38 protein-coding genes are annotated in these 26,152 nt (G+C 62.3%); 37 read left to right on the top strand and 1 reads right to left on the bottom strand.

Features of this window, described 5'->3' with window-relative positions; all coding sequences use genetic code 11:
* The first annotated feature begins 104 nt into the window (after positions 1-104).
* The 29 genes from rpsJ to C9427_RS05640 all read left to right on the top strand — a co-directional run bounded on the left by rpsJ (position 105) and on the right by C9427_RS05640 (position 17,751).
* Entirely contained in the window at positions 105-413 is a 309-nt protein-coding gene (rpsJ, locus tag C9427_RS05780) for a 30S ribosomal protein S10 (protein ID WP_006205468.1), read from the top strand.
* A gap of 59 nt (positions 414-472) precedes the next feature.
* Positions 473-1,198, top strand: coding sequence for a 50S ribosomal protein L3 (rplC, locus tag C9427_RS05775; RefSeq protein ID WP_107648180.1), 726 nt, complete (start codon positions 473-475; stop codon positions 1,196-1,198).
* Entirely contained in the window at positions 1,198-1,818 is a 621-nt protein-coding gene (rplD, locus tag C9427_RS05770) for a 50S ribosomal protein L4 (RefSeq protein ID WP_008875667.1), read from the top strand. The genes rplC and rplD overlap by 1 nt, the downstream gene beginning before the upstream one ends.
* Positions 1,815-2,108, top strand: coding sequence for a 50S ribosomal protein L23 (locus C9427_RS05765; RefSeq protein ID WP_006205465.1), 294 nt, complete (start codon positions 1,815-1,817; stop codon positions 2,106-2,108). The genes rplD and C9427_RS05765 overlap by 4 nt, the downstream gene beginning before the upstream one ends.
* A gap of 22 nt (positions 2,109-2,130) precedes the next feature.
* Positions 2,131-2,964, top strand: coding sequence for a 50S ribosomal protein L2 (gene rplB, locus C9427_RS05760; RefSeq protein ID WP_008875668.1), 834 nt, complete (start codon positions 2,131-2,133; stop codon positions 2,962-2,964).
* A 16-nt stretch (positions 2,965-2,980) separates the two neighbouring features.
* Entirely contained in the window at positions 2,981-3,259 is a 279-nt protein-coding gene (gene rpsS / locus C9427_RS05755) for a 30S ribosomal protein S19 (protein ID WP_006205463.1), read from the top strand.
* 2 nt (positions 3,260-3,261) lie between these two features.
* Complete coding sequence (gene rplV / locus C9427_RS05750) at positions 3,262-3,651, top strand: 50S ribosomal protein L22 (protein ID WP_006205462.1); 390 nt, start codon at positions 3,262-3,264, stop codon at positions 3,649-3,651.
* Positions 3,651-4,373, top strand: coding sequence for a 30S ribosomal protein S3 (rpsC, locus tag C9427_RS05745; protein WP_107648179.1), 723 nt, complete (start codon positions 3,651-3,653; stop codon positions 4,371-4,373). Before rplV ends, rpsC begins: the two co-directional genes overlap by 1 nt.
* 27 nt (positions 4,374-4,400) lie before the next feature.
* Positions 4,401-4,814 (top strand): 50S ribosomal protein L16, encoded by a 414-nt coding sequence (gene rplP / locus C9427_RS05740; RefSeq protein WP_006205460.1) that lies wholly within the window; start codon positions 4,401-4,403, stop codon positions 4,812-4,814.
* A 13-nt stretch (positions 4,815-4,827) separates the two neighbouring features.
* Positions 4,828-5,028 (top strand): 50S ribosomal protein L29, encoded by a 201-nt coding sequence (rpmC, locus tag C9427_RS05735; RefSeq protein WP_006205459.1) that lies wholly within the window; start codon positions 4,828-4,830, stop codon positions 5,026-5,028.
* Between the two features lie 11 nt (positions 5,029-5,039).
* Positions 5,040-5,279: a 30S ribosomal protein S17 gene (gene rpsQ, locus C9427_RS05730; RefSeq protein WP_006205458.1), complete on the top strand. Its 240-nt coding sequence runs from the start codon at positions 5,040-5,042 to the stop codon at positions 5,277-5,279.
* A gap of 85 nt (positions 5,280-5,364) precedes the next feature.
* Positions 5,365-5,733: a 50S ribosomal protein L14 gene (gene rplN / locus C9427_RS05725; protein ID WP_006205457.1), complete on the top strand. Its 369-nt coding sequence runs from the start codon at positions 5,365-5,367 to the stop codon at positions 5,731-5,733.
* Positions 5,734-5,745: 12 nt separating this feature from the next.
* Positions 5,746-6,060, top strand: coding sequence for a 50S ribosomal protein L24 (rplX, locus tag C9427_RS05720; protein ID WP_006205456.1), 315 nt, complete (start codon positions 5,746-5,748; stop codon positions 6,058-6,060).
* Positions 6,053-6,631, top strand: a complete 579-nt coding sequence (gene rplE, locus C9427_RS05715; RefSeq protein WP_008875670.1) for a 50S ribosomal protein L5 — start codon at positions 6,053-6,055, stop codon at positions 6,629-6,631. Before rplX ends, rplE begins: the two co-directional genes overlap by 8 nt.
* Before the next feature lie 27 nt (positions 6,632-6,658).
* Positions 6,659-6,964, top strand: a complete 306-nt coding sequence (gene rpsN, locus C9427_RS05710) for a 30S ribosomal protein S14 (RefSeq protein ID WP_008875671.1) — start codon at positions 6,659-6,661, stop codon at positions 6,962-6,964.
* Between the two features lie 12 nt (positions 6,965-6,976).
* Positions 6,977-7,375 (top strand): 30S ribosomal protein S8, encoded by a 399-nt coding sequence (rpsH, locus tag C9427_RS05705; RefSeq protein WP_006205453.1) that lies wholly within the window; start codon positions 6,977-6,979, stop codon positions 7,373-7,375.
* Between the two features lie 88 nt (positions 7,376-7,463).
* Positions 7,464-7,997 (top strand): 50S ribosomal protein L6, encoded by a 534-nt coding sequence (rplF, locus tag C9427_RS05700; protein WP_008875672.1) that lies wholly within the window; start codon positions 7,464-7,466, stop codon positions 7,995-7,997.
* 88 nt (positions 7,998-8,085) lie between these two features.
* A complete protein-coding gene (gene rplR / locus C9427_RS05695) occupies positions 8,086-8,445 on the top strand; it encodes a 50S ribosomal protein L18 (protein WP_097577173.1) in 360 nt (119 codons plus the stop codon).
* 81 nt (positions 8,446-8,526) lie between these two features.
* Positions 8,527-9,090 (top strand): 30S ribosomal protein S5, encoded by a 564-nt coding sequence (gene rpsE, locus C9427_RS05690; RefSeq protein WP_006333394.1) that lies wholly within the window; start codon positions 8,527-8,529, stop codon positions 9,088-9,090.
* 24 nt (positions 9,091-9,114) lie between these two features.
* Positions 9,115-9,312, top strand: a complete 198-nt coding sequence (gene rpmD, locus C9427_RS05685; RefSeq protein WP_006205449.1) for a 50S ribosomal protein L30 — start codon at positions 9,115-9,117, stop codon at positions 9,310-9,312.
* 22 nt (positions 9,313-9,334) lie between these two features.
* A complete protein-coding gene (rplO, locus tag C9427_RS05680) occupies positions 9,335-9,808 on the top strand; it encodes a 50S ribosomal protein L15 (RefSeq protein ID WP_107648178.1) in 474 nt (157 codons plus the stop codon).
* A gap of 258 nt (positions 9,809-10,066) precedes the next feature.
* Positions 10,067-11,407: a preprotein translocase subunit SecY gene (gene secY / locus C9427_RS05675; RefSeq protein ID WP_107648177.1), complete on the top strand. Its 1,341-nt coding sequence runs from the start codon at positions 10,067-10,069 to the stop codon at positions 11,405-11,407.
* Positions 11,404-12,003, top strand: a complete 600-nt coding sequence (locus C9427_RS05670) for an adenylate kinase (RefSeq protein WP_097577170.1) — start codon at positions 11,404-11,406, stop codon at positions 12,001-12,003. The genes secY and C9427_RS05670 overlap by 4 nt, the downstream gene beginning before the upstream one ends.
* Positions 12,004-12,222: 219 nt before the next feature.
* Positions 12,223-12,591 (top strand): 30S ribosomal protein S13, encoded by a 369-nt coding sequence (gene rpsM, locus C9427_RS05665; RefSeq protein WP_006205445.1) that lies wholly within the window; start codon positions 12,223-12,225, stop codon positions 12,589-12,591.
* A gap of 139 nt (positions 12,592-12,730) precedes the next feature.
* A complete protein-coding gene (gene rpsK, locus C9427_RS05660; RefSeq protein ID WP_006205444.1) occupies positions 12,731-13,120 on the top strand; it encodes a 30S ribosomal protein S11 in 390 nt (129 codons plus the stop codon).
* A 99-nt stretch (positions 13,121-13,219) separates the two neighbouring features.
* Complete coding sequence (locus C9427_RS05655; protein WP_032933403.1) at positions 13,220-14,230, top strand: DNA-directed RNA polymerase subunit alpha; 1,011 nt, start codon at positions 13,220-13,222, stop codon at positions 14,228-14,230.
* 38 nt (positions 14,231-14,268) lie between these two features.
* The gene (gene rplQ / locus C9427_RS05650; RefSeq protein ID WP_107648176.1) at positions 14,269-14,700 is read left to right on the top strand and encodes a 50S ribosomal protein L17; all 432 of its coding nucleotides are present in this window, start codon (positions 14,269-14,271) and stop codon (positions 14,698-14,700) included.
* 197 nt (positions 14,701-14,897) lie between these two features.
* On the top strand, positions 14,898-16,388 hold the full coding sequence (locus C9427_RS05645) for a DegQ family serine endoprotease (RefSeq protein ID WP_107648175.1): 1,491 nt from the start codon (positions 14,898-14,900) through the stop codon (positions 16,386-16,388).
* A 52-nt stretch (positions 16,389-16,440) separates the two neighbouring features.
* Positions 16,441-17,751 carry a replication-associated recombination protein A gene (locus tag C9427_RS05640; protein ID WP_107648174.1) on the top strand — a complete coding sequence of 437 codons (1,311 nt, stop codon included), beginning with the start codon at positions 16,441-16,443 and terminating at the stop codon, positions 17,749-17,751.
* Positions 17,752-17,757: 6 nt separating this feature from the next.
* Here the strand turns inward: C9427_RS05640 and C9427_RS05635 are convergent, their stop codons facing one another.
* Positions 17,758-18,219, bottom strand: a complete 462-nt coding sequence (locus C9427_RS05635) for a cupin domain-containing protein (RefSeq protein ID WP_167434258.1) — start codon at positions 18,217-18,219, stop codon at positions 17,758-17,760.
* Positions 18,220-18,271: 52 nt separating this feature from the next.
* Here C9427_RS05635 and C9427_RS05630 point away from each other — a divergent pair, with 52 nt between their 5' ends.
* From C9427_RS05630 to C9427_RS05595, 8 genes are all read left to right on the top strand, one after another.
* Positions 18,272-19,165 carry a LysR family transcriptional regulator gene (locus C9427_RS05630; protein ID WP_107648172.1) on the top strand — a complete coding sequence of 298 codons (894 nt, stop codon included), beginning with the start codon at positions 18,272-18,274 and terminating at the stop codon, positions 19,163-19,165.
* 134 nt (positions 19,166-19,299) lie between these two features.
* Positions 19,300-19,839: a DUF930 domain-containing protein gene (locus C9427_RS05625; RefSeq protein WP_245436985.1), complete on the top strand. Its 540-nt coding sequence runs from the start codon at positions 19,300-19,302 to the stop codon at positions 19,837-19,839.
* A gap of 187 nt (positions 19,840-20,026) precedes the next feature.
* Positions 20,027-20,857 carry an aspartyl/asparaginyl beta-hydroxylase domain-containing protein gene (locus tag C9427_RS05620; RefSeq protein ID WP_167434257.1) on the top strand — a complete coding sequence of 277 codons (831 nt, stop codon included), beginning with the start codon at positions 20,027-20,029 and terminating at the stop codon, positions 20,855-20,857.
* 78 nt (positions 20,858-20,935) lie between these two features.
* Entirely contained in the window at positions 20,936-21,310 is a 375-nt protein-coding gene (gene crcB, locus C9427_RS05615) for a fluoride efflux transporter CrcB (RefSeq protein ID WP_107648171.1), read from the top strand.
* Between the two features lie 39 nt (positions 21,311-21,349).
* Positions 21,350-22,330 carry an RluA family pseudouridine synthase gene (locus tag C9427_RS05610; protein ID WP_097576016.1) on the top strand — a complete coding sequence of 327 codons (981 nt, stop codon included), beginning with the start codon at positions 21,350-21,352 and terminating at the stop codon, positions 22,328-22,330.
* 49 nt (positions 22,331-22,379) lie between these two features.
* On the top strand, positions 22,380-23,255 hold the full coding sequence (locus tag C9427_RS05605) for a DMT family transporter (protein WP_167434261.1): 876 nt from the start codon (positions 22,380-22,382) through the stop codon (positions 23,253-23,255).
* Positions 23,256-23,267: 12 nt separating this feature from the next.
* Positions 23,268-24,059 carry an ATP12 family chaperone protein gene (locus C9427_RS05600; RefSeq protein WP_107648169.1) on the top strand — a complete coding sequence of 264 codons (792 nt, stop codon included), beginning with the start codon at positions 23,268-23,270 and terminating at the stop codon, positions 24,057-24,059.
* A gap of 199 nt (positions 24,060-24,258) precedes the next feature.
* Positions 24,259-26,148 (top strand): MFS transporter, encoded by a 1,890-nt coding sequence (locus C9427_RS05595; protein ID WP_107648168.1) that lies wholly within the window; start codon positions 24,259-24,261, stop codon positions 26,146-26,148.
* Positions 26,149-26,152: the final 4 nt, after the last annotated feature.

Raw genomic sequence — 26,152 nt, 5'->3', positions numbered from 1 at the left:
CAGTCGGTGCCGGCATCGTCGTCACCATCAAAGAGTAATTGGACTTAAACCGATCTGTCGCGGGCGCGGGATGCCCGCGCCGCGCCAGAACAAGGAATTGACGAATGAACGGTCAGAATATCCGCATCCGCCTCAAGGCGTTTGATCACCGGGTGCTTGACGCCTCGACGCGCGAAATCGTGTCGACGGCCAAGCGCACCGGCGCCAACGTCCGCGGCCCTATTCCGCTGCCGACGCGGATCGAAAAATTCACGGTCAACCGGTCGCCCCACGTCGACAAGAAGAGCCGTGAGCAGTTCGAGATGCGCACGCACAAGCGTCTGCTCGACATCGTCGATCCGACCCCGCAGACGGTCGATGCTTTGATGAAGCTCGATCTGGCCGCCGGCGTCGACGTCGAGATCAAGCTCTAAGGGATTGAGAGCGCGGTAGGGGCGGTGCCCCGGCCCGGAACTCTAAAGGAATTGAACCGATGCGTTCAGGTGTGATTGCAAAGAAGGTGGGAATGACCCGCATCTACAACGATGCCGGGGAACATGTTCCCGTCACCGTTCTCCAGATGGAGAACTGCCAGGTCGTGGCGCAGCGCACGCAGGAGAAGAATGGCTACACCGCCGTTCAGCTCGGCGTTGGCCTTGCCAAGGTGAAGAACACGTCGAAGGCGATGCGCGGCCACTTCGCGACCGCTTCCGTCGAGCCGAAGGCCAAGGTTGCCGAGTTCCGCGTCTCCGCCGACAACATGATCGATGTCGGCGCCGAGATCACCGTCGAGCATTTCGTCGCCGGCCAGAAGGTCGATGTGACGGGCACGACGATCGGCAAGGGGTTCCAGGGCGTCATCAAGCGTCACCACATGGGTGGCGGCCGCGCGACGCACGGTAACTCGGTGTCGCACCGTACGCACGGCTCGACCGGCCAGCGCCAGGACCCGGGCAAGGTGTTCAAGGGCAAGCATATGGCTGGCCACATGGGCGACGTCAGAGTCACCACGCAGAATGTCGAGGTTGTTTCGACCGACGCCGACCGCGGCCTGATCCTGATCCGCGGCGCGGTTCCCGGTTCGAAGGGCGCCTGGATCCTGGTCCGCGACGCCGCCAAGGTTGCGCTGCCGGCCAATGCGCCGAAGCCTGCCGCGATCCGTGCAGCTGCCGAAAGTGGCGCCAAGAACGATGCCCCGGCCACAGAGGGAGCGGAATAATGGACCTCAAGATCACAACGCTGGGCGGCAAGGACGCCGGCAAGGTGAAACTCTCCGAGGAGATTTTCGGCCTTGATCCGCGCGAGGACATCCTGCAGCGCGTCGTGCGCTGGCAGCTCGCCAAGAAGCAGCAGGGCACGCACAAGGCCAAGGGTCGCGCCGAGATCGCGCGCACCGGCGCCAAGATGTACAAGCAGAAGGGTACGGGCCGCGCCCGTCACCATTCGGCACGCGCTCCGCAGTTCCGCGGCGGCGGCAAGGCCCACGGCCCGGTCGTTCGCAGCCACGAGCACGATTTGCCGAAGAAGGTGCGGGCCCTCGGTTTGAAGCATGCTCTTTCGGCCAAGGCCAAGAGCGCGTCGATCATCATCATCGACGAGCTGAAGCTGACCGAGGCCAAGACAAAGGCGCTGATCGCGAATTTCGCGACGCTGGGCCTGTCCAACGCCCTGGTGATCGGCGGCGCCGAGCTTGACAAGAATTTCAAGCTGGCGGCGACCAACATCCCCAACATCGACGTGCTGCCCATTCAGGGCATCAACGTCTACGACATTCTGCGCCGCGGCACGCTGGTCCTTTCGAAGGCCGCCGTCGAGGCTCTCGAGGAGCGCTTTAAATGACCGACCTTCGTCACTACGACGTGATCGTCTCGCCGGCGATCACCGAAAAGTCGACCATGGCTTCCGAGCAGAACCAGGTCGTCTTCAACGTCGCCAAGAAGGCGTCGAAGCCGGAAATCAAGGCCGCCGTCGAAGCGCTGTTCGGCGTCAAGGTGATGGCCGTGAACACGCTTGTCCGCAAGGGCAAGATCAAGCGCTTCCGCGGCACGATCGGCCGCCAGAGCGACGTCAAGAAGGCGGTTGTGACGCTGGCCGACGGCCAGTCGATCGACGTCGCGACGGGTCTCTGAGCAAGGCCGCGAGGACAGGACAATGGCACTTAAAAAATTCAACCCGGTAACGCCGAGCACCCGCCAGCTGGTCATCGTCGACCGCTCGGGCCTCTACAAGGGCAAGCCCGTCAAGGGCCTGACCGAAGGCCTGACCAAGTCGGGCGGCCGCAACAATTACGGCCGCATCACGGCCCGCTTCATCGGCGGCGGTCACAAGCGTACGTACCGCATCATCGACTTCAAGCGCCGCAAGTTCGACGTCGTCGGCACGGTCGAGCGCATCGAGTACGATCCAAACCGCAGCGCCTTCATCGCGCTGATCAAGTATGACGATGGCGAGCTGTCCTACATCATCGCCCCGCAGCGCCTTGCCGCCGGCGACAAGATCGTGGCCGGCGAAGCGGTCGACGTGAAGCCGGGCAACGCGATGCCGTTGGCCTCGATGCCGGTCGGCACGATCGTCCACAACATCGAGCTGAAGCCGGGCAAGGGCGCCCAGGTTGCCCGTTCGGCGGGCGGCTACGCCCAGCTCGTCGGCCGCGACCAGGGCATGGCCATCCTGCGCCTCAACTCGGGCGAGCAGCGTGTCGTGCACGGTTCCTGCATGGCCACCGTTGGCGCTGTGTCGAACCCCGACCACGGCAACATCAATGACGGCAAGGCAGGCCGCACGGTGTGGCGCGGCAAGCGCCCGCACAATCGCGGCGTGACCATGAACCCGGTCGACCATCCGCATGGCGGCGGCGAAGGCCGCACCTCGGGTGGCCGCCATCCGGTTTCGCCCTGGGGCAAGCCGACCAAGGGCAAGAAGACGCGGTCCAACAAGGCGACCGACAAGTTCATCCTGCGCTCGCGCCATCAGCGCAAGAGCTAAGAAGAGGTAACGCCAAGTGACTCGTTCTATTTGGAAAGGCCCCTTCATCGACGGCTACCTTCTCAAGAAGGTGGACAAGGTTCGTGAAGGCGGTCGCAATGAGGTGATCAAGATGTGGAGCCGTCGCTCCACCATCCTGCCGCAGTTCGTCGGCTTCACCTTCGGTGTCTACAACGGCCAGAAGCATGTTCCCGTTTCGGTGAACGAGGACATGGTCGGCCACAAGTTCGGTGAATTCGCTCCGACCCGGACCTATTACGGTCACGGCGCGGATAAGAAGGCGAAGAGGAAATAATCATGGGCAAGGCCAAAGCTCCGCGCAGGCTTGCTGACAACGAAGCGCGCGCCGTGTTGCGCACGATCCGTATCAGCCCGCAGAAGCTGAACCTGGTTGCCGCGCTGATCCGCGGCAAGAAGGTCGCGACAGCGCTTTCCGATCTCGAATTCTCGGCCAAGCGGATTTCCGGCACGGTCAAGAAGACGCTGGAATCGGCGATCGCCAACGCGGAAAACAATCACGACCTCGACGTCGATGCGCTGATCGTGGCGGAAGCCTATGTCGGCAAGTCGATCGTCATGAAGCGGTTCCATGCCCGTGGCCGTGGTCGCGCCAGCCGTATCGAGAAGCCGTTCTCGCACCTCACGATCGTCGTTCGTGAAGTCGAAGAAAAAGGGGAGGCCGCATAATGGGCCAGAAAGTCAATCCGATCGGTTTGCGTCTCGGCATCAACCGCACCTGGGATTCGCGCTGGTTCGCGAACACCGGCGAGTACGGCAAGCTGCTGCACGAGGACATCAAGATCCGCAAATATCTTGAGAAGGAACTCAAGCAGGCTGCGATCTCGAAGGTCGTGATCGAGCGTCCGCACAAGAAGTGCCGCGTCACCATCCATGCGGCGCGCCCGGGCCTGATCATCGGCAAGAAGGGCGCCGACATCGAGAAGCTTCGCAAGAAGCTGATGGAGATGACGAAGTCCGAAACGCACCTCAACATCGTCGAAGTGCGGAAGCCCGAGATCGACGCGACCCTGGTCGCCCAGTCGATCGCCCAGCAGCTCGAGCGCCGCATCGCGTTCCGCCGCGCCATGAAGCGCGCCGTGCAGTCGGCGATGCGCCTCGGTGCCGAAGGCATCCGCATCAACTGCGCCGGCCGCCTTGGCGGCGCCGAGATCGCGCGCATGGAATGGTACCGCGAGGGCCGCGTGCCGCTGCATACGCTGCGCGCCGACGTCGACTACGGCACGGCCGAGGCGCATACGGCTTACGGTATCTGCGGCGTCAAGGTCTGGGTGTTCAAGGGCGAGATCCTCGAGCACGACCCGATGGCTTCGGAGCGCCGCGCGACTGAAGGCGATGCGCATGGCGGTGGTGGTGAGCGCGAACGCGGTCGCCGTCGCGAAAACGCGTAAGACATTTAGGAATTTGGAGTTAGAACGATGCTGCAGCCAAAGCGCACAAAGTTCCGCAAGCAGTTCAAGGGCCGCATCCACGGTACCGCCAAGGGCGGCACCAACCTGGATTTCGGTGGTTTCGGGCTGAAGGCGCTTGAGCCGAACCGCGTCACCGCGCGCGAGATCGAGGCGGCCCGCCGCGCGATCACCCGCGAGATGAAGCGCGCCGGCCGCGTGTGGATCCGTATTTTCCCGGACGTGCCGGTGACGTCGAAGCCGACCGAAGTGCGCATGGGCAAGGGCAAGGGCGCGGTCGACTACTGGGCGGCCCGCGTCAAGCCAGGCCGCATCATGTTCGAGATCGACGGCGTCAACGAGGAAACCGCCCGTGAGGCGCTGCGTCTCGGCGCGGCCAAGCTCTCGGTCAGGACGCGCTTCGTACAGCGCATCGCAGAATAAGGACGGGCTGATCATGAAAGCCGAAGACATCCGGACCAAGACCCAGGACCAGCTGACCGACGATTTGGCCAGCCTGAAGAAGGAGCAGTTCAACCTGCGCTTCCAGAAGGCCACCGGCCAGCTCGAGAAGACCGCGCGCGTGAGGCAGGTCCGCAAGGACATTGCGCGCATCAAGACCATCGCCGCGGAAAAATCCGCGGCCAAGAAGGCTTAAGGACGAAAACCATGCCAAAGCGCATTCTGCAGGGCACCGTCGTCAGCGACAAGAACGAGAAGACGGTTGTCGTCAAGGTCGAACGGCGCTTCACGCATCCCGTGATGAAGAAGACCGTGCGCATGACCAAGAAGTACAAGGCGCACGACGAGAACAACGCCCACAAGGTCGGCGATCAGGTGTTCATCCAGGAATCGAAGCCGATTTCCAAGGACAAGCGCTGGATCGTCGTGGCCTCGGACCAAGCCTGATTACTGGGCGTAACGAAACGAATTTTGGACAGACCGGGGAAGGGTGAAGAACCCGTCCCGTTAGAAAAGAAGAAGGCGGCCAGTCATGATTCAGATGCAAACAAACCTCGACGTCGCGGATAATTCCGGCGCCCGTCGTGTCATGTGCATCAAGGTGCTGGGCGGCTCGAAGCGGAAATACGCTTCCGTGGGCGACATCATCGTGGTGTCGATCAAGGAAGCCATCCCGCGCGGCCGCGTGAAGAAGGGCGATGTGATGAAGGCGGTCGTGGTTCGCACGGCCAAGGACATCCGCCGCCCGGACGGCAGCGTGATCCGTTTCGACAAGAACGCGGCCGTTCTCGTCGACAACAAGAAAGAGCCGATCGGCACCCGTATCTTCGGACCGGTTCCGCGCGAACTCCGCGCCAAGAACCACATGAAGATCATCTCGCTCGCGCCTGAAGTGCTGTAAGGAGCCGGACCAATGCAAAAGATTAGAAAAGGCGACAAGGTCGTCGTGCTGGCCGGCAAGGACAAGGGCCGTTCGGGCGAAGTCCTCTCGGTACAGCCGAAGGACGACACCGCGCTGGTGCGCGGCGTCAACATGATCCGTCGTCACCAGAAGCAGTCCCAGTCCCAAGAGGGCGGGATCATCACCAAGGAAGCGCCGATCCAGCTGTCGAACATCGCGCTGGCCGATCCCAAGGATGGCAAGCCGACACGCGTCGGCTTCATCTTCCAGAAGGACGGCAAGAAGGTGCGCGTCGCCAAGCGCTCGGGAGAAGTCATCAATGGCTAAGGCTCAAACCAAGCAGGCGACTGCCCAGAACACGCCGCGTCTCAAGCAGGTCTACAACGAGACCATCCGCAAGGCGCTGCAGGAGCAGTTCGGCTACGAGAACGAGATGCAGGTCCCCCGCATCGACAAGATCGTGCTGAACATGGGCGTCGGCGAAGCGACCGGCGATTCGAAGAAGCCTTCGATCGCGGCGGAAGATCTGGCGATGATCGCCGGCCAGAAGGCCGTCGTCACCCGGGCCCGCAATTCGATCGCCGGCTTCAAGGTCCGCGAGAAGATGCCGATCGGCGCCAAGGTCACGCTGCGCAAGGAACGCATGTACGAGTTCCTCGACCGCCTCGTGAACATCGCGCTGCCGCGCGTCCGCGACTTCCGCGGGCTCAATCCGAAGAGCTTCGATGGCCGTGGCAACTACGCCATGGGCATCAAGGAACACATCGTGTTCCCGGAGATCAACTACGACAAGGTTGATCAGATCTGGGGCATGGACGTCATCGTTTGTACGACTGCGAAGACGGACGACGAAGCCAGGGCATTGCTCAAGGCCTTCAACTTCCCCTTCCGCCAGTAACGGCAGCGAGAAAAGGAAAAATCTGAAATGGCAAAGACCAGCTCAGTCGAGAAGAACAACAGGCGCCGCAAGCTTGCGGACCAGTACGGTCCCAAGCGCAAGGCGCTCAAGGCGATCATCATGGATCAGTCCAAGCCGATGGAAGAGCGCTTCCGCGCCCAGCTCAAGCTTGCTGCCCTGCCACGCAACTCGGCCAAGATCCGCATCCGTAACCGCTGCGAAGTCACGGGACGTCCGCGTGCCTATTATCGCAAGCTCAAAGTATCGCGCATCGCGCTTCGTGATCTCGGCAATAACGGCCAGATCCCGGGCCTGGTCAAGTCGAGCTGGTAAGGAGGACATAACATGTCATTGAGCGATCCTCTCGGCGATATGCTGACCCGCATCCGCAACGCCTATGGCCGCAAGAAGTCGAGCGTTTCGACGCCGGCCTCGCGTCTGCGTACTCGCGTCCTCGACGTGCTGAAGGCTGAAGGCTATATCCGCGACTACAGCCAGACCGACTTCGACAACGGCAAGTCCGAAATCGAGATCGAGCTGAAGTATTTCGACGGTGCGCCGGTCGTGCGCGAAATCGCCCGCGTCTCGAAGCCGGGCCGTCGCGTTTACGTTTCGGCCAAGTCGATCCCGCACGTCGCCAACGGTCTCGGCATCGCCATCCTTTCGACACCGAAGGGCGTGATGGCCGACCACGAAGCACGCGAACAGAATGTCGGCGGTGAGATCCTCTGCCAGATCTTCTGATCTGGCAGCTCATCGCAAAGTGGAATCCGGTCTTCGGATCGTTCCCGAAGACAGAGACCTGAAACAAGAGAAGTGACGAGGACAAAAAATGTCTCGTATTGGAAAGAAACCCGTTTCGCTGCCGCAGGGCGTGACCGCGACCGTCAACGGCCAGACCGTGACGGCGAAGGGCCCCAAGGGCGAGCTGAAGTTCGTGGTGAACGACGAAGTGCTGGTCAAGATGGAAGGCTCGGAGATCGCTGTCCAGCCGCGCGACCAGACCAAGACCGCCCGCGCCAAATGGGGCATGTCGCGCACGCAGATCGTCAACATCCTGCAGGGCGTCAAGGACGGTTTCGAAAAGAAGCTCGAGATCACCGGCGTCGGCTACCGCGCCGCCATGCAGGGCAAGAACCTGCAGCTCGCGCTTGGCTTCAGCCATGACGTCGTCTATGAGACGCCGCAAGGCATCACGATCACCGTGCCGAAGCCGACGGAAATCACCGTGACCGGCATCGACAAGCAGATGGTCGGCCAGGTCGCCGCCGAGATCCGCGAGTATCGCGGTCCGGAGCCCTACAAGGGCAAGGGCGTGCGCTACGCTGGCGAGAAGATCGTCCGCAAGGAAGGCAAGAAGAAGTAATTTTAACGCCGCGGGGCACGGCCGCGGGAGGCGCTTTCGCCTACCGCATATGGTTGTCCCCGTTTTTTGAAGGCAAGGAACTGACATCATGGGCTCGAAAGAATCCACCCAGCGCCGCGCTCAGCGCGTCCGCCGCCAGATCAAGAAGGTCGCGGGCGAGCGTCCGCGTCTGTCCGTCCACCGCACGTCGAAGAACATCTACGTGCAGGTCATCGACGACGCCAAGGGCCACACCATCGCTGCCGCCTCGACGCTGGAGAAGGACCTCAAGGGTTCGCTCAAGACCGGCGCCGACACCGCGGCTGCCGCCGCGATCGGCAAGCTGATCGCCGAGCGCGCCTCGAAGGCAGGCGTCAAGGAAGTCGTCTTCGACCGCGGCCCGTATATCTATCACGGCCGCGTCAAGGCGCTGGCCGAAGCCGCCCGTGAAGGCGGTCTCAGCTTCTAAGAAACTTTCGCCCCCGGTGGCCCACAGAGGCGCCGGATATCATCATCAACCGTGCTTCCGGAAAAAAACAAGGAACAGGATATGGCACAGGAACGTAGGGATGGCGGCCGCGGCCGTGATCGCGAAGAGCGCGACGATGGCATGGTGGACAAGCTCGTCCACATCAACCGCGTCGCCAAGGTCGTCAAGGGCGGCCGTCGCTTCGGCTTTGCAGCACTCGTCGTCGTCGGCGACCAGAAGGGCCGCGTCGGCTTTGGTCACGGCAAGGCGCGCGAAGTGCCGGAGGCGATCCGCAAGGCAACCGAATCGGCCAAGCGCGACATGATCTTCGTGCCGCTGCGCTCGGGCCGCACGCTGCACCACGACGTCGAGGGACGCTGGGGCGCTGGACGCGTGCTGCTGCGCGCTGCCAAGCAAGGTACCGGCATCATCGCCGGCGGCCCGATGCGCGCCGTCTTCGAGACGCTCGGCATGCATGACGTGGTCGCCAAGTCGATGGGTTCGTCGAACCCCTACAACATGGTTCGCGCCACCTTCGACGCGCTGAAGAGCCAGATGCATCCCAAGGATGTGGCCGCAGCGCGCGGCATCAAGTATTCGACGCTTCAGGCCCGCCGCGGCACCGCCGTTGCGGCCGAAGAATAGTCGATCTGACCAGGGATTTTGACCATGGCCAAGAAAGCAACAAAGACCATCACCGTCGAGCAGATCGGTTCGCCGATCCGCCGGCCGAAGGAGCAGCGCGCGACGCTGGTCGGCCTCGGCCTCAACAAGATGCACAAGCAGCGCACACTGGAGGATACGCCCTCCGTGCGCGGCATGATCGCTGCCGTCCAGCATCTCGTCCGCGTCGTGGACGAGGGCTGAGCAAAAGCGCAGGAGAACGAAGATGAAACTCAACGATCTGCGTGACAAGGACGGCGCCACGCATTCCAAGAAGCGTCTCGGCCGCGGCATCGGTTCCGGCTCGGGCAAGACCGCCGGTCGCGGCGTCAAGGGCCAGAAGGCGCGCTCCGGCGTCGCCGTCAACGGCTTCGAGGGTGGCCAGATGCCGCTCTATCGGCGCCTGCCGAAGCGCGGCTTCAACAACATCTTCGCCAAGAGCTTTGTCGTCGTGTCGCTGGCCCGCATCCAGGCCGCGCTCGATGCCAAGAAGCTCGATGCGAAGGCGACGGTGACGGCCGAAGCGCTGGTCGCGGCCGGCGTCATCCGCCGCGTCAAGGACGGCGTGCGCATCCTCTCCGATGGCGACATCAAGGCCAAGCTTGCCTTCGACGTGGCCGGCGCCTCCAAGGCGGCAATCGAGAAGATCGAAAAGGCCGGCGGTTCGGTGAAGCTGCCGGAAAAGGCAGCCGCCGAGTAACGACGATTTGAAGCGCGATCGGCAAAGGTGCGACCCGGTTTTGCTTTCGATTGCGCTTTGATTTGACCAATATGGCGGCCGCGTCAACGCGGCCGCTTGCATGTTTACGGTCCGGAGCTTATCTCGTGAGTTTCGGTGATACGCGCCGCCTGTCCTGCGGGCCTTTGAGCGTGACATAGAAATCAAAGAAGTAGAGCATGATGTTACCCGAAAACCGCTTCACACTTTTCGGCATCATGCTCTAGCGGAGAATCAGGCATGGCTTCGGCTGCTGAACAACTGGCCTCGAATCTGAATTTCTCGGCCTTCGCCAAGGCGGAGGATCTGAAGAAACGCATCTGGTTCACCATCGGCGCGCTGCTCGTCTACCGCCTCGGCACCTACATTCCGCTTCCCGGCATCAATCCCGACGCTTTCGCGCAGGCCTTCCAGTCGCAGAGCAAGGGCGTGCTCGGCATGTTCAACATGTTTGCCGGCGGCGCCGTGCAGCGCATGGCGATCTTCGCGCTGGGCATCATGCCTTACATCTCCGCTTCCATCATCATGCAGCTGATGACCTCGGTCATCCCGTCGCTGGAAGCGCTGAAGAAGGAAGGCGAGCAGGGCCGCAAGATCATCAACCAGTACACGCGCTACGGCACCGTGCTGCTGGCGCTGGTGCAGGCCTATGGCATTTCGGTCGGGCTGGAGGGCGGCAACGGCATCGTCAGCGATCCCGGCATGTTCTTCCGCATCTCGACCGTCGTCACCCTGGTTGGCGGCACCATGTTCCTGATGTGGCTCGGCGAGCAGATCACCGCGCGCGGCATCGGCAACGGCATTTCGCTGATCATCTTCGCCGGCATTGTCGCCGGCCTGCCGCATGCCATCTCCGGCACGCTGGAGCTTGGCCGTACCGGTGCGCTGTCGACCGGTCTGATTCTCGCGATCATCGTTCTCGCCGTCGTCGTCATCGCGCTGATCGTGTTCTTCGAGCGCGCCCAGCGCCGCTTGCTGATCCAGTATCCGAAGCGCCAGGTCGGCAACCGCATGTTCCAGGGCGACACCTCGCATTTGCCGCTGAAGCTCAACACGGCCGGCGTTATCCCACCGATCTTCGCCTCCTCGCTGCTGTTGCTGCCGGCGACCGTCGCCGGCTTCTCGCAGACGACCAACATGCCTGCCTGGGCCAGCACCATCCTGGCAGCGCTCGGCCATGGCCAACCGCTCTATATGGCGTTCTACGCGGCGATGATCGTGTTCTTCGCCTTCTTCTACACGGCGATCGTCTTCAACCCGAAGGACACCGCCGACCAGCTCAAGAAGCATTCGGGCTTCATTCCGGGCTACCGTCCGGGCGAACGCACCGCCGACTACATCGACTACGTTCTCACCCGCATCACCGTCGTCGGCGCCGTCTATCTGGTGCTGGTGTGTCTGCTGCCCGAGTTCCTGATTTCTGCGACTGGCGTACCATTCTACCTCGGTGGCACATCGCTTCTGATCGTGGTCAGTGTAACGCTCGATACGGTGGCGCAAATTCAGGGTCACCTGATCGCGCACCAGTATGAGGGCCTGATCAAGAAGTCGAAGCTGCGCGGGGGGAAGAAGGCCAGATGAGGTTGATATTGCTTGGGCCGCCAGGAGCGGGCAAGGGGACACAAGCACAAAGACTGGTAGAAAAGCACGGCATACCCCAGCTTTCCACTGGCGACATGCTGCGCGCGGCCGTCCAGGCCGGCACCGAAGTCGGCAAGCGCGCCAAGGCTGTGATGGATGCCGGCGAGCTGGTTTCCGACGCGATCGTCAACGCCATCGTGGCAGAGCGCATCGACCAGGCCGATTGCGCCAAAGGCTTCATCCTCGACGGGTACCCACGCACACTGGTGCAGGCGGACGCGGTCGAATCGATGCTCAGGGAGCGCGGCCTCTCTCTCGACGTCGTCATCGAACTTGTCGTAGACGACAAGGCGCTGGTCGGTCGTATCGTCAAGCGCGCCGAGGAGACCAAGGCCGCCGGTCAGCCGGTGCGCAAGGATGACAATCCAACGGTGTTCGAAGAACGCCTAAGGGAGTACTACAAGAAAACGTCGCCGCTGATCGGCTACTATTACGCCAAGGGCAAGCTCAGAGGCGTCGACGGGATGGCCGGTATCGATGCGGTCACCGAACAGATCGAAGCAGTGCTTAAATCAGCCACCCAAGAGGCTGCTTAGAGAAAGTAGACGATTGCGCTTGACTGGAGCGGTCCGCTGGGGTATGGCGGCCCGTCTTCCTATCAGGCATGGGCTTTGCTTGTCCGCAAGGGCAAGGCAGCCCGCTTTGAACTGGAAACTCCCGCAAGGCCGGCCTCCACCGGACGCGGGGCAACTTTGATAGCGCCGGGCCTACCTTGTTTCTAAGGGTTGGCCGGCCCACATGGAGAAGAGAAGAACATGGCTCGTATAGCCGGCGTCAACATTCCGACCAACAAGCGCGTTGTCATCGCGCTTCAGTACATTCACGGCATTGGCAAGAAGTTCGCCCAGGAGATCGTCGACAAGGTCGGCATCCCAGCCGAGCGCCGCGTCAACCAGCTGACCGACGCCGAAGTCCTGCAGATCCGCGAGACGATCGACCGCGACTACCAGGTCGAAGGCGACCTGCGCCGCGAAGTGTCGATGAACATCAAGCGGCTGATGGACCTCGGCTGCTATCGCGGCCTGCGCCATCGTCGCTCGCTGCCGGTTCGTGGCCAGCGCACGCATACCAATGCACGCACCCGCAAGGGCCCGGCCAAGTCGATCGCCGGCAAGAAGAAGTAATTTAGGGCAGTAAGGGAGTAGGGCAGTAAGGCAATAGGATCGGCAGACATACTGCCCTACTGCCATATTCCCCTACTGCCTTCTCCCTGGTGGAGCCGCTGGCATTACGGCGGTGTAGAGATCAACTGAAAGGACTACCATGGCCAAGGAAGCCGCTCGTGTTCGCCGTCGCGAACGCAAGAACATCTCGTCGGGCGTTGCCCACGTCAATTCGACCTTCAACAACACGATGATCACCATCACCGACGCGCAGGGCAATTCGATTGCCTGGTCGTCGGCCGGCGCCCAGGGCTTCAAGGGTTCGCGCAAGTCGACCCCGTTCGCCGCCCAGATGGCCGCCGAGGACGTCGCCAAGAAGGCCCAGGAACACGGCATGCGCATGCTCGAAGTCGAGGTCTGCGGACCCGGCTCCGGTCGTGAATCGGCGCTGCGCGCCCTGCAGGCGGCCGGCTTCACCATCACCTCGATCCGTGATGTGACGCCGATCCCGCACAATGGCTGCCGCCCGCGCAAGAAGCGCCGCGTCTAAAATTACTGAACGCCGCGCGAGCGCCACAAGCGTTCCTCCGCGGTTTTCCAGGTCGCCCGCCACGATTGGATGGTGGCGGGTCAACGGAAGGAAAGCATCATGATCCAGAAAAATTGGCAGGAACTGATCAAGCCGAACAAGATCGAGTTCTCGTCGAAGAAGAAGACGCTGACCACGCTGGTCGCCGAGCCGCTGGAGCGGGGCTTCGGCCTCACGCTCGGCAACGCGCTGCGTCGCGTGCTTCTGTCTTCGCTGCGCGGCGCGGCTGTGACCGCCGTGCAGATCGACGGCGTTCTGCATGAATTCTCGTCCATCGCCGGCGTGCGCGAGGACGTGACCGACATCGTCTTGAACATCAAGGAAATCGCCATCCGCATGGAAGGCGACGGCCCCAAGCGCATGGTCGTGCGCAAGCAGGGACCGGGCGCGGTTCTCGCCGGCGACATCCAAACGGTTGGCGATGTCGAGATCCTCAACCCCGACCACGTCATCTGCACGCTGGACGAAGGCGCTGAGATCCGCATGGAATTCACCGTCGACACCGGCAAGGGTTACGTGCCGGCCGAGCGCAACCGCGCCGAGGACGCGCCGATCGGCCTGATCCCGGTCGACAGCCTGTATTCGCCGGTCAAGAAGGTCTCCTACAAGGTCGAGAACACCCGCGAGGGGCAGGTTCTCGACTATGACAAGCTGACCATGACCATCGAGACCGACGGTTCGATCTCGGGCGAAGACGCGGTGGCTTTCGCCGCCCGCATCCTGCAGGACCAGCTCGGCCTGTTCGTCAATTTCGACGAGCCGCAGAAGGAAGTCGCCACGGAGGCCGTCACCGAACTGGCCTTCAACCCGGCACTGCTCAAGAAGGTCGACGAACTCGAGCTTTCGGTGCGTTCGGCCAACTGCCTGAAGAACGACAACATCGTCTATATCGGCGACCTGATCCAGAAGACCGAAGCCGAGATGCTGCGCACCCCGAACTTCGGCCGCAAGTCGCTGAACGAGATCAAGGAAGTCCTGGCGGCGATGGGCCTGCACCTCGGCATGGAAGTGCCGGACTGGCCGCCGGAAAACATCGAAGACCTCGCCAAGCGTTACGAAGATCAATATTGAGGCGTTTGCCTCTGAACCCGCAATGAAGGAGAAGAGCCATGCGCCACGGATTTAAAGGCCGCCGGTTCGCCCGTAGCATAAGCCATCGCAAGTCGATGTTTGCCAATCTTGCCGTGTCGCTCATCGAGCACGAGCAGATCGTCACCACTCTGCCGAAGGCGAAGGATTTGCGTCCGATCGTCGAGAAGCTGGTGACGCTCGGCAAGCGCGGCGACCTGCACGCCCGCCGCCAGGTGATCGCCCAGATCGGCAATGAAGGCGTCGTCAAGCGCCTGTTCGACACCATCGCGCCGCGCTACGCCACCCGCAACGGCGGCTATCTGCGCATCATGAAGGCGGGCTTCCGCCACGGCGACAATGCCGCGATGGCGGTCATCGAGTTCGTCGACCGCGACATCTCGGCCAAGGGCGCGGGCGACCGTGCCCGCATCGAGGCCGAAGGCACCGACGAGGAAGCCGCGGCTGCATAAGGCTCGGTTTTCCTGAGTGAGTTCAAGGGGCCTGCGGGCCCCTTTTGCTGTCACGAAGGCTCCCGACGAGCGCTTGCTTGCCTTTGGCGGCCGGTTTTGTCGCGGATTGCCCAAAATAATCAGATTTCAGCGCCTTAGCCTTTCATTCTGCACAATCGTCGGGACAATGCGCCCGAACTTGCCTTGGAGGATTCGGAATGCGCATCAAACGGCTGTCCCTTGTTCTGTTCTGCGCCATGCTGGCATTCACAGCCGCGCCGGTGATCAGGCAGGCGCTGGCCGAAGACGCCGCCAAGACGGATCCCGGCCTGTCCGACGTGCTGACCGACCTGCTGCACGGCGTCGAGGGTGAGAACGCCACTTCCGGCCCCGACAAGCGCGTGCCGTTCGGCCGCGAAGAGGTGCAACTGTCCTTCGCGCCGCTGGTCAAGCAGACGGCGCCGGCCGTGGTCAATGTCTATGCTTCGCAGACCGCCAAGGTGGTGTCGCCCTTCGACGGCGATCCGTTCTTCGAGGAGTTCTTTGGCCGTTCGCAGCCGCGCGCGCAGTCTTCGCTCGGCTCCGGCGTGCTGGTCGACCCGACCGGCGTGGTGGTCACCAATTTCCACGTCGTCAAGGACGCCGATCAGGTCAAGGTCGCGACCGCGGACGGGCGTGAATTCGATTCGAAGGTGCTGCTCAAGGACGAGACGCTCGATCTCGCCGTGCTCAAGATTTCCTCCGACAAGCCGTTTCCGGTGATCGCCATCGGCGATTCCGACGCGCTCGAGGTCGGCGACCTTTTGCTGGCCATCGGCAATCCCTTCGGTGTCGGTCAGACCACCACCAGCGGCATCGTTTCGGCACTTGCCCGCAGCCATATCGGCGTTTCCGATTCCGGCTTCTTCATCCAGACCGACGCCGCGATCAACCCTGGCAATTCCGGCGGCGCGCTGATCAACATGGGCGGTCAACTGGTCGGCATCAACACGGCGATCTACAGCCGCAGCGGTGGTTCGATCGGCATTGGCTTTGCTATCCCTTCCAACATGGTTCGCGCTTTCGTCGATGCCGCCAAGGCCGGGCTCACCTTTTTCGAGCGGCCCTATGTCGGCGCCGAATTCGAGCGTGTGACGCCGCAAATCGCCGAATCGCTCGGTATGGAGAAGCCGACCGGCGCGCTTGTTTCGTCGGTCGAAGAGGCCGGACCGGCCGCCAAGGCCGGACTCAAGCCCGGCGATGTCGTGCTGTCGCTCAACGGCAAGCCGATCGAGGGCATCGAGGCTTTGGATTACCGGATGGCGACGCTGTCGATCGGCACCAATGCCAGCTTCGCCGTGCTGACCAAGGGGCAGCAGGCGACGATGGACATCGCGCTGGAGCGCGCGCCGGAAGGTGCCAAATCCTCGGAAGTGACGCTGCGCGGCCGCAGCCCGTTTTCGGGCGCCAAGGTTGCGGAACTGTCGCCGCGACTTGCCCAGCGGCTCGGCGTCCGCACCGACGTCAAGGGCGTCACCGTGGTCGACATCAATCGCGATTCACCCGCGGCCGATTTCGGCTTCCAGCCGGGCGACATCGTTCGCGAGGTCAATGGCACGACCATCGATACCGCCGCGACGTTGGCGCAAGTAGCCCAGCAGGATACGCGCTGGTGGCGCTTTACCGTCGAGCGCGGCGGGCAGATAATGCGCCAGGTGTTGCGTTACTGAGCCCGATCTCCGCCTCTCTGAACGAGATCGCGCTCCAAACCAAAAGAAGTGCATGGCCGATCTGTTCAGTGTCGATGAACCTGAGAAGGCGCCGCCCGGCCGGCCGCTGGCCGACCGCCTGCGTCCGAAGAACCTAGGCGAGGTCGTCGGCCAGGAGCATCTCACCGGCCCTGACGGCGCGCTGACGCGGCTGATCGGTTCGGGCTCGCTCGGCTCGATGATCTTCTGGGGCCCGCCCGGCACGGGCAAGACGACGGTCGCGCGGCTGCTTGCCGGCGAGACCAGCCTTGCCTTCGAACAGATATCGGCGGTGTTTTCCGGCGTCGCCGACCTGAAGAAAGTGTTCGAGGCGGCAAAGTTGCGCCGCTCCAATGGCCGTCAGACGTTGCTCTTCGTCGACGAGATCCATCGCTTCAACCGCGCTCAGCAGGACAGTTTCCTGCCCGTCATGGAAGACGGCACCGTCGTGCTGGTCGGGGCCACCACCGAGAATCCGTCCTTCGAACTGAATGCCGCGCTTCTATCCCGCGCGCGCGTGCTCGTCTTTCATTCGCTCGGTGAGGACAGCATCGCCAAACTCCTGGCGCGGGCGGAGGAGACCGAGGGCAGGGCGCTGCCGCTCGACGATGACGCAAGGGCGATGCTCATCCGCATGAGCGATGGCGATGGCCGTGCCTCGCTGACACTGGCGGAGGAAGTCTGGCGGGCGGCCAAGTCAGGCGAGGTATTCGGCGCCGAGGGCCTGCAGCGCATCGTCCAGCGCCGCGCGCCGATCTACGACAAGGGCCAGGACGGCCACTACAATCTGATCTCGGCGCTGCATAAATCAGTGCGCGGCTCCGACCCGGATGCAGCGCTCTATTATCTCGCGCGCATGTTCGACGCCGGCGAGGATCCGCTCTATCTCGGCCGTCGGCTGGTGCGCATGGCGATGGAGGATATCGGGCTTGCCGACCCGCAGGCCCTGGTCATCGCCAACGCCGCCAAGGATGCCTACGACTATCTGGGCTCGCCGGAGGGCGAGCTTGCCTTCGCCGAAGCCACCGTCTATCTCGCCACCGCTCCCAAATCCAATGCCGTCTACACAGCCTTCAAGGCCGCCACCGGCGCCGCCAAGGAATTCGGCTCTCTGCTGCCGCCCAAGCACATTCTCAACGCACCGACCAAGCTGATGAAGGAGGAGGATTACGGCGCCGGGTATCGGTATGACCATGACGAGCCCGAAGCTTTTTCCGGCCAGGACTATTTCCCCGAAAAGATGGGCCGGCGCACATTCTACGATCCGCCCGAGCGCGGTTTCGAGCGCGATATCAGGAAGCGTCTCGACTATTGGGCGAAACTGAGAAGCGAGCGGGAGAAGTAGACCGCTTCATTCGGCCGGATCGGCAAAGGGCACGTTTGGATCGCTGACATAGAACAGAACCATGCGTGCGGTTTGCCCCGCATCCAGGTTCCGTCCAGTCATCTTGACCAAGGGCGGTTCGACAAAGATCTCGCCGGCTTTCACCGTGATCGCTTCACGCCCGTCCAGTTCCAGGGTGAAGGCGCCCTCCAGCATGTAGACCGTTACCGGAAAGCGGTGCGAATGATAGGGTGTGCAATCGCCTGGATCGAGCGTGGCCAGAAGTACGCGTATTTCTTGGTCGGGTGCTTTGGGCATTGCCGCTGTCGCTTCGCGATGCAGTACCTTCAGTTTGGCGGCGCCCGTTTCCCGCGCCGAAGTGGTGACGCCGACCGTGAGGCCGGAGATCGCCGAGCCGATTTCTGTCGTTTTTTGCATTGCCGTTCTCCATTTCATCACGCGGCCGAGCTTAGTACCGGTGTTGCGCACGCTGCAGCAGCAAGGTTGCAGAGCGAGCGTGCAAGGATGCATAACATCGGCGATGTTCGACTGGAGCGACCTTCGCTACTTCCTGGCCGTCGCGCGCCATGGCAGCACGCTTGCTGCCTCAAGGGCGCTCGGCGTGAATCAGTCGACGGTGCATCGGCGCATTGCCGAGCTTGAGCGGCGCGTCGGGGCCTCGCTGATGTTGCGCCACCCCGCCGGTTACCGGTTGACCGAGTTCGGCGAGGCGCTGCTACCGGCGGCCGAGGTCATCGAGACGTCCGTGATTGAACTCGAACGCCAGATCCTCGCCTATCGCAGCGACCTGGCCGGTACCATTCGCCTGACCGTTCCAGAACCACTTGTTTCACGCCTCATCGGCTCGCCGCTGCTCGACATGTTTCATGCGCGCTACCCTGTGTTGCGCATCGAATTCGTGATGAGCGACCGCTATCTCGATCTGTCCAAGGGGGAGGCCGACATTGCCCTCAGATCCGGCGAGCCGGATGACGAAACCCTGGTCGGCCGGAAGATCGCCGACTCCATCTGGGCCGTCTATGGCAGCCGCTCCTATGTCCAGCAATACGGCGCCCCGCAACGTGTTGAGGATATCGGCCGTCACGCGATCGTCGGTTTTGACGGCATGCTGATCAATCACCGGGCGGCAAAGTGGCTTGCTGCGATAGCACCAGGTGCCAATATCGCCGCGCGCAACAACAGCGTGCTCGGTGTCCTGCATGCCGTCAAATCGGGAATCGGCATTGCTCCGCTGCCGATAGCGATCGCCGATATGGACGAGGATCTGGTCCGGGTCCTGCCGCCGGTGCCGGAACTGACAAGGGGCTGGTATCTGCTGACCCACCCAGAGCTTCGGCAAACGCCACGCGTTCGCGCTTTTTTTGATTTCGTCGTCGAAAAACTGGACGTGGTCCGTCCGATCCTGATGGGATGATGGACAACCTGATCGATGGGACCGTGAACCGGACATGGGGTATTTTCGCCTCGATTGCTCTTCACATGCTGCTGGTTGCCATGTTGGCCTTGATGCCCGCGCCGAAGCGCCCGAAACGGCCGCAGGAAGAACGCATGTCGGTCGACATCTTGTCGCCGGAGCAGTTTGAGGCCGAGACCAATCCGCGGCCCGCGCCACAAGCGCTCAAGACGCCTGTCGCTCCGGCCTCGCTTTCTCCCGGCAATGCCTTGGTGCCCGAGACTGTCGTCCCACACGCAGGATCGCCGGCCATGATCCGTCCGACGGAAATGCTGTCGGCAAAGACGCTCGCCGATCCACGCAGCAGGCAGGCGCGCGCCGATCTTGCGACATTGGCCTCCGACGAGCGCATGGTGCAGCTCTGCAATCTCGAAGCGATGGACCAGATCCGCAAATGGCGGGCTGATTTCCAGCCGGAACGGGTGGTGCCTTACGCGATGGTCGAGGAGACGATCTCCGCAACCTCCATCACCGCCAACGGAGCAGCCTTCCGCAGTCGCAGGAACTGGTATGCGCTGAAGTTCACATGCGAACTGGCACGGGATGGCGAAAGCGTCACCGGCTTCGCGTTCCTGGTCGGCGATCCCGTGTCCCGTGAAAAGTGGGACGAGCTCGGCCTGCCAGCGGTGCACTGAAATCTATTCCGACGCTGCAAAAGTCGGATCTGAGCCGATCACCAGCGGTGTCGCCGGCGAGTCACAGTAGTGTGATGTGTACGAGCTAACAAAAAATTCTATCACAACGCGCGAACGGACCGGGGGGTGCCGCCAGATTTGGCCAAGAACATTTTTCGAAGAAGGATCGCGCATAGCGCGTGGAAAAATGACCAAGAAACTTCGCAAATCCCTTCGGCAGTTTGCTATTGCCGTTCCGCTGCTTGCGCTCGGCTTCTACTTCATTCCGATCCTGACCACGATCTGGATCGTCTGCGGCCTGATCGACGTGCTGCGCAATCACAATAAGAATCTGTCGCTGTTCCGCGGCTATTTTCTCGGCAATGGCATCTTCACCTGGCTGCTGTCGCCCTTCAACCTGTTGGTCGATCTGCTGTGCTACAGAAACCCGGGCGTCTGGAAGCTGGAGCAGTTTCCGCCGGACTATCAGCGCGAAGTCAACGAGGTTCTCGACGTCTTCAAGGCGCGCAAGGATGAGATCATCGCCGATATCGACGCCAATTTCGGCACCGGCCGGCGCGGCATGTATGTCTACCAGTGGTACGGCAAGCACAAGATCGACAATGTCGCCGAATTCAACAAGGACTTCAAGTACATCAAGACCATCGCCGTGTCGGTGTTCAAGGGCAAGGAATCGACCTCCTGGCATTTCGGACCGCTACGGCTCAGCCTGCGCATTCTCTACAATCTTCTTCCGGTGAAGGCCGAGGTTTTCGTCGAGTGCAACAACGCCAGGAACTACTGGCACGACAATCCGCTCTATATTTTCGACGACACGCTGCTGCATCGCTCGGTCAACGAATATGATGGGCGCCGCTACTGCGTGTTTATGGACATCATCCGGCCATCGCCGTTTCCAGGCCTGATCTCCGCCGTTCTCGCCATCGTCTCGGTCAGCGTCGAGCGGATCAATTCCATGTTCTACAAAAACTGGAAGATGATCGGCTCGAGCAAGCCGAAGAAGGTCGAGGCGAACTGAGACAGGTAATCGGCGGAACGGTTTCCGCCGCCAGCAGCAGGGATTGACCCGGCGATCGGGCAGGGGCAGTAGACGGCAATGTTCAATCTGATTCTCGTTGTCGTCGGTGGCGGAATTGGCGCCGGTATCCGCCATCTCACCAACATGGGTGCGCTGCGCCTTGTCGGCCCGAATTATCCCTGGGGCACGATGGCGATCAACATCGTCGGCTCCTTCGTCATGGGCCTGTTCATCGCCATCATGATGCGGCGTGGCGGATCAGCCGAACTCAGATTGTTTGTCGCCACCGGCATCCTGGGCGGCTTCACCACCTTCTCGGCTTTCTCGCTCGATTTCGCGACGCTATGGGAGCGGGGCGCTGCGCTGCCGGCGTTCGGCTATGCGCTCGCCAGCGTCATTGGCGCGATCATCGCCCTGTTTCTGGGTCTTTGGCTCGCAAGAAGCCTGCCTTAATGCTATTGCCCCCGTTCTAAACGGGGTAAAGCGAGAAAAATGGCAGGCGTTGAACAGATCACAGTGGAGGCCGGTGAGGCGGGCATGCGGCTCGATCGCTGGTTCAAGACCCATTTTCCGGGCCTCGGCTTCGGCCATCTGCAAAAGCTGCTGCGTTCCGGCCAGATCCGCGTCGACGGCGGTCGGGTGAAGGCCGACACCCGCGTCGAGCCGGGGCAGATGGTTCGCGTGCCGCCGCTCGAAGTCGACAAGAAGGGCGAGAGCCCACTCACCGGCCACTCGATCCGCAACCAGGGCGATGCCGACGTGCTCGCCAAAATGCTGATCCATGAGGACCCGAAAGTCTTCGTCTTCAACAAGCCGGCGGGCCTCGCCGTTCAGGGTGGCTCCGGCGTCACCCGCAATGTCGACGACATGCTCGAAGCCTGGCGCAATCAAAAGGGCGAAAAACCGCGACTGGTGCACCGGCTCGACCGCGACACGTCGGGCGTGCTTGTCGTTGCCCGCACCAGGCTTGCGGCGATGAAGCTTTCCGAGGCGTTCCGGGCGCGCGAGACCAAGAAAACCTATTGGGCCCTGGTCAAGGGCGTGCCGCCGAAGCGCGAGGACAAGATCTCGACCTGGCTGATCAAGGAGCCGACGCCCGACGGCGACCGCGTGCGCGTGGCCGCGCATGGTGAGAAGGGCGCCGACCACGCCGTGTCCTATTATCGCGTCATCGAGCAGGCGGCACAGACGATGACCTGGCTGGAAATGGAACCCTATACCGGCCGCACCCATCAGCTTCGCGTCCATGCCGCCTATATCGGCTGCCCGATTATCGGCGACCCCAAATATTTCGAGGCAGATACCAATTGGGATTTTCCCGGCGGCATTCAAAACCGCCTGCATTTGCATGCGCGCCGCATCGTCATTCCGCATCCCGACAAGGGCTTCATCGATGTAACCGCGCCGATGCCGCCGCATATGCGCCAGAGCTGGAACCTGATCGGCTTCGACGACGCCAGCGCGGAGGACTAGGGCAGTGGGCGTCGCCACCGATACGCTCGACCGCCGCGACGCGGTTGATATGGCGGCGGCCGCGATCATGGTCGGGCTGACATTTTCCTGGGGCCTGAATTATGTCGCCGCCAAGGTCTCCTACGCCGGCTACGATCCTGTTTTCCTGTCGGTCGCGCGCTCCATCATCGGTGGTCTTTGCGTTTTTGGCTGGTGCCGCTGGCGCGGCATCAAGCTGTTCACGCCCGACAAGACCCTTGTCGCAGGCATTGTGGTGGGTGTGCTCTTCGGCATCGAGTTTCTGTTTCTCTATGTCGGGCTGGAACACACAACCGTTGCCCGCAACACGCTGCTGGTCAACACCATGCCGTTCTGGGTCCTGATCGGCGGTCATTTCCTGCTGGACGAGCGCATAACCGCGCGCAAGCTCCTCGGCCTTCTCTTGGCTTTCGCCGGTCTGGTCGCCGTGTTCTCCGACAAGGTGAGCACCGGCAACGGCGTGACACTGACCGGTGATCTGCTCAGTCTTGGCGCCGGCATCCTCTGGGCTCTGACCAGCATCGTCATCAAGCGCTCGAAACTGGCCGAGACCAGTGCCGAGAAGTTGCTGCTCTATCAACTGGCCGGCGCCATCCTGGTTGGCGTTCTGGTGCTGCCTTTCGCCGGCCCGCCGGTCCGCGACTTTGCCGCCTTGCCGACATTGGCCCTGCTGTTCCAGGCCGTCTATGTCGTCGCCTTCACCTATGTGCTGTGGTTCTGGCTGCTCAGGCGCTATCCGGCATCTGGCCTGTCGAGTTTCACCTTCCTGTCGCCGGTGTTTGGTGTGCTGTGTGGCGCCGTCATCTTGAACGAGCCGCTGACCGTCCGCATTTTCCTGGCACTCGGCCTCATCGCCGCCGGTCTGATCATCGTCAACCGGCCGGCGCGCAAGCTGGCGCCGGTGTAAGAGAGACCTTCCATGCGCGATATCCTCAACGACCTTGAAGCGGGAAAGCAGCTTTCCGACCCGGATCCGGTGCGCCGCGCCCAGATCCAGATGAAGACGCATTTGCCGAAGCGCTTCTACAAAGCCGTCTCGGTCGCATCGGTCGACGACGGTTTTGCCGTTCATCTCGATGGCAAGCCGGTGCGCACGCCGGGCAAGGCGCTGTTGGTGCTGCCGACCGAAAAGGCTGCCCGCCTGGTCGCCGACGAATTCGCTGTGCAGGGCGAGACCATCGACCCGGTGACGATGCCGGTCATGCGCCTGGTCAATACGGCCATCGACGGCGTCGCCAGCGACCCGCAGGCGGTGCTGGAAGACATATTGCGCTTCGCCTCGTCCGACCTGCTCTGCTATCGCGCCGACGCACCGCAAGGGCTGGTCGACCGGCAGAACGAGCATTGGGATCCGGTCATCGACTGGGCGCGGACGGCACTCGGGGCGCGGTTCCATCTCGCCGAAGGGGTGATCCATGTCGAGCAGCCGCGCGAGACAATCGCCGTGCTGGGCGTCCATCTTGCCCAGCGCAAGGATCCGCTGCGGCTGGCGTCGATCCACGTCATGACCTCGTTGACGGGATCGGCGCTGCTGGCGCTGGCGGTCGACTTCGGCGAACTCGACGGCGAGGCGGCCTGGGTAGCCGGCCATGTCGACGAGGACTGGCAGGCCGAGCACTGGGGCCAGGATGCGGAAGCCGTCGCGCGCCGCTCGGGGCGCAAGCGCGACATGATGGCGGCCGTAAGCCTGCTTGAGGCGCTCAAGGGCTGAAGGCGCCCGCCGCGGCGCGGGCTTCTCGCGCCGATGCATTCGACCAAAGTCATAATCCCAAGGTTGGTCTGCCGCCGGACGGCACTTTCTGTCATTTCTTCCGCCGATGGCCGTGCTGCCGTATCCGCTTTCGGAAGAGAACGCGGACATTGATGCGCAGCATCGAGGACAGACGGGATCTCATGGGAGGACATATCCAATGGCAATGGCATCGACCGCCGGCGGCATAAGCCGCGGCATGACGCGGGAGGAGAAGAAGGTCATCTTCGCTTCCTCGCTCGGCACCGTTTTCGAATGGTACGATTTCTATCTCTATGGCTCTCTGGCAGTGTTCATTGGCTCGACTTTCTTCAGTCCAACCATTCCGGAAGCCACGCGCAATATCTTCGCGCTGCTGGCGTTCGCCGCCGGCTTCCTGGTGCGTCCGTTCGGCGCACTGCTATTCGGCCGCATCGGCGACCTTGTCGGCCGTAAATATACTTTCCTTGTCACCATGACGATCATGGGCCTGTCGACCTTCCTGGTCGGCTTGCTGCCTGGATATGCGACTTTGGGCATCGCCGCGCCGATCATCCTGATCATCCTGCGCATGCTGCAGGGCCTGGCGCTCGGCGGCGAATATGGCGGTGCGGCAACCTATGTCGCCGAGCATGCGCCGGACGACCGCCGCGGCTACTACACGTCGTGGATCCAGACGACGGCAACGCTCGGCCTATTCCTGTCGCTGATCGTCATCCTGATCGTCCAGGGTTCGATGGCCAAGGAAACCTACGCCGCCTGGGGCTGGCGCATTCCTTTCATCGTTTCCTTCCTGCTGCTCGGCATTTCGATCTGGATCCGGCTTTCATTGTCTGAATCGCCGACCTTCCAGCGCATGAAGGATGAGGGCAAGGGCTCCAAGGCGCCGCTGACGGAAGCCTTTGGCCAATGGAAAAATGCCAAGATCGCCATTCTGGCGCTGCTCGGCCTCACAGCCGGTCAGGCCGTGGTCTGGTACAACGGCCAGTTCTACGCGCTGTTCTTCCTGACCAACGTGCTCAAGGTCGATGCGCAGTCGGTCAACATCATGATCGCGATTGCGCTGGCAATCGGCTCGATCTTCTTCGTCGTCTTCGGCTGGCTTTCCGACAAGATCGGCCGCAAGCCGATCATCATGGCGGGTCTTGCGCTGGCGATCGTCTGCACCTTCCCGCTGTTCAAGGCACTGACCTGGGCCGCCAATCCAGCGCTTGCCACCGCGCAGCAGAACACGCGTGCGACGGTGACGGCGGCACCCGGCGACTGCAGGTTCCAGTTCAATCCGGTCGGCACGGCGAAGTTCACGACATCCTGCGATATCGCGACTTCGTTCCTGACCAAGAACTCGGTGCCTTATGACGTGGTGGCAACGGCCGCACCCGGAACGGCCGCGTCGGTCAAGATCGGCAACGAGACGGTGGAGTCCTACGACGCCACGGCCGCCGGCGATCAGGCCAAGGCCAAGGACGCCGCCTTCGTCAAGGCCGTCAACATGTCCTTGCAGGACGGTGGCTATCCGCTGAAGCGGGCGGCAATCAAGGTGCCGGACCAGAAGCTTGACGGTTTCGTCGCGGCCAATCCGGAACTGAAGCTCGATGCCGCCGCCATCCGCGCTGGCGAGAAGGCGACGGTTCCGACCGACCAGGCGATCAAGGACAAGCTGCTGACTGCCGACGAGGCAGCGGGTGCGCCCGAGGTCACCGTCTACAACATACCGGGCGGTGGCGCCTTCGCCATGTTCGCCGACCCGGCCGCGGTCAACTGGCCGATGACGATCGGTATCCTGTTCATCCTCGTCCTGTTCGTGACCATGGTCTATGGGCCGATCGCCGCGATTCTGGTCGAGATGTTTCCGACCCGCATCCGCTACACCGGCATGTCGCTGCCTTACCACATCGGCAATGGCTGGTTCGGCGGCCTGTTGCCGGCGACGGTATTCGCGCTCAGCGCCTACAAGGGCGATATCTACTATGGTCTCTGGTATCCCGTAATCATCGCGGCGATGTCGCTGATCATCGGCATGATCTTCGTCAGGGACACGCTGGGAACCGACCTGCACGCCAAAGAGTAGGCGA

This window comes from Mesorhizobium helmanticense (assembly GCF_003034915.1).
GTDB classification, from domain to species: domain Bacteria; phylum Pseudomonadota; class Alphaproteobacteria; order Rhizobiales; family Rhizobiaceae; genus Mesorhizobium; species Mesorhizobium helmanticense.
Note: the sequence above shows the minus strand (reverse complement) of the source record. Positions and strands in the feature narration are given on the sequence as shown.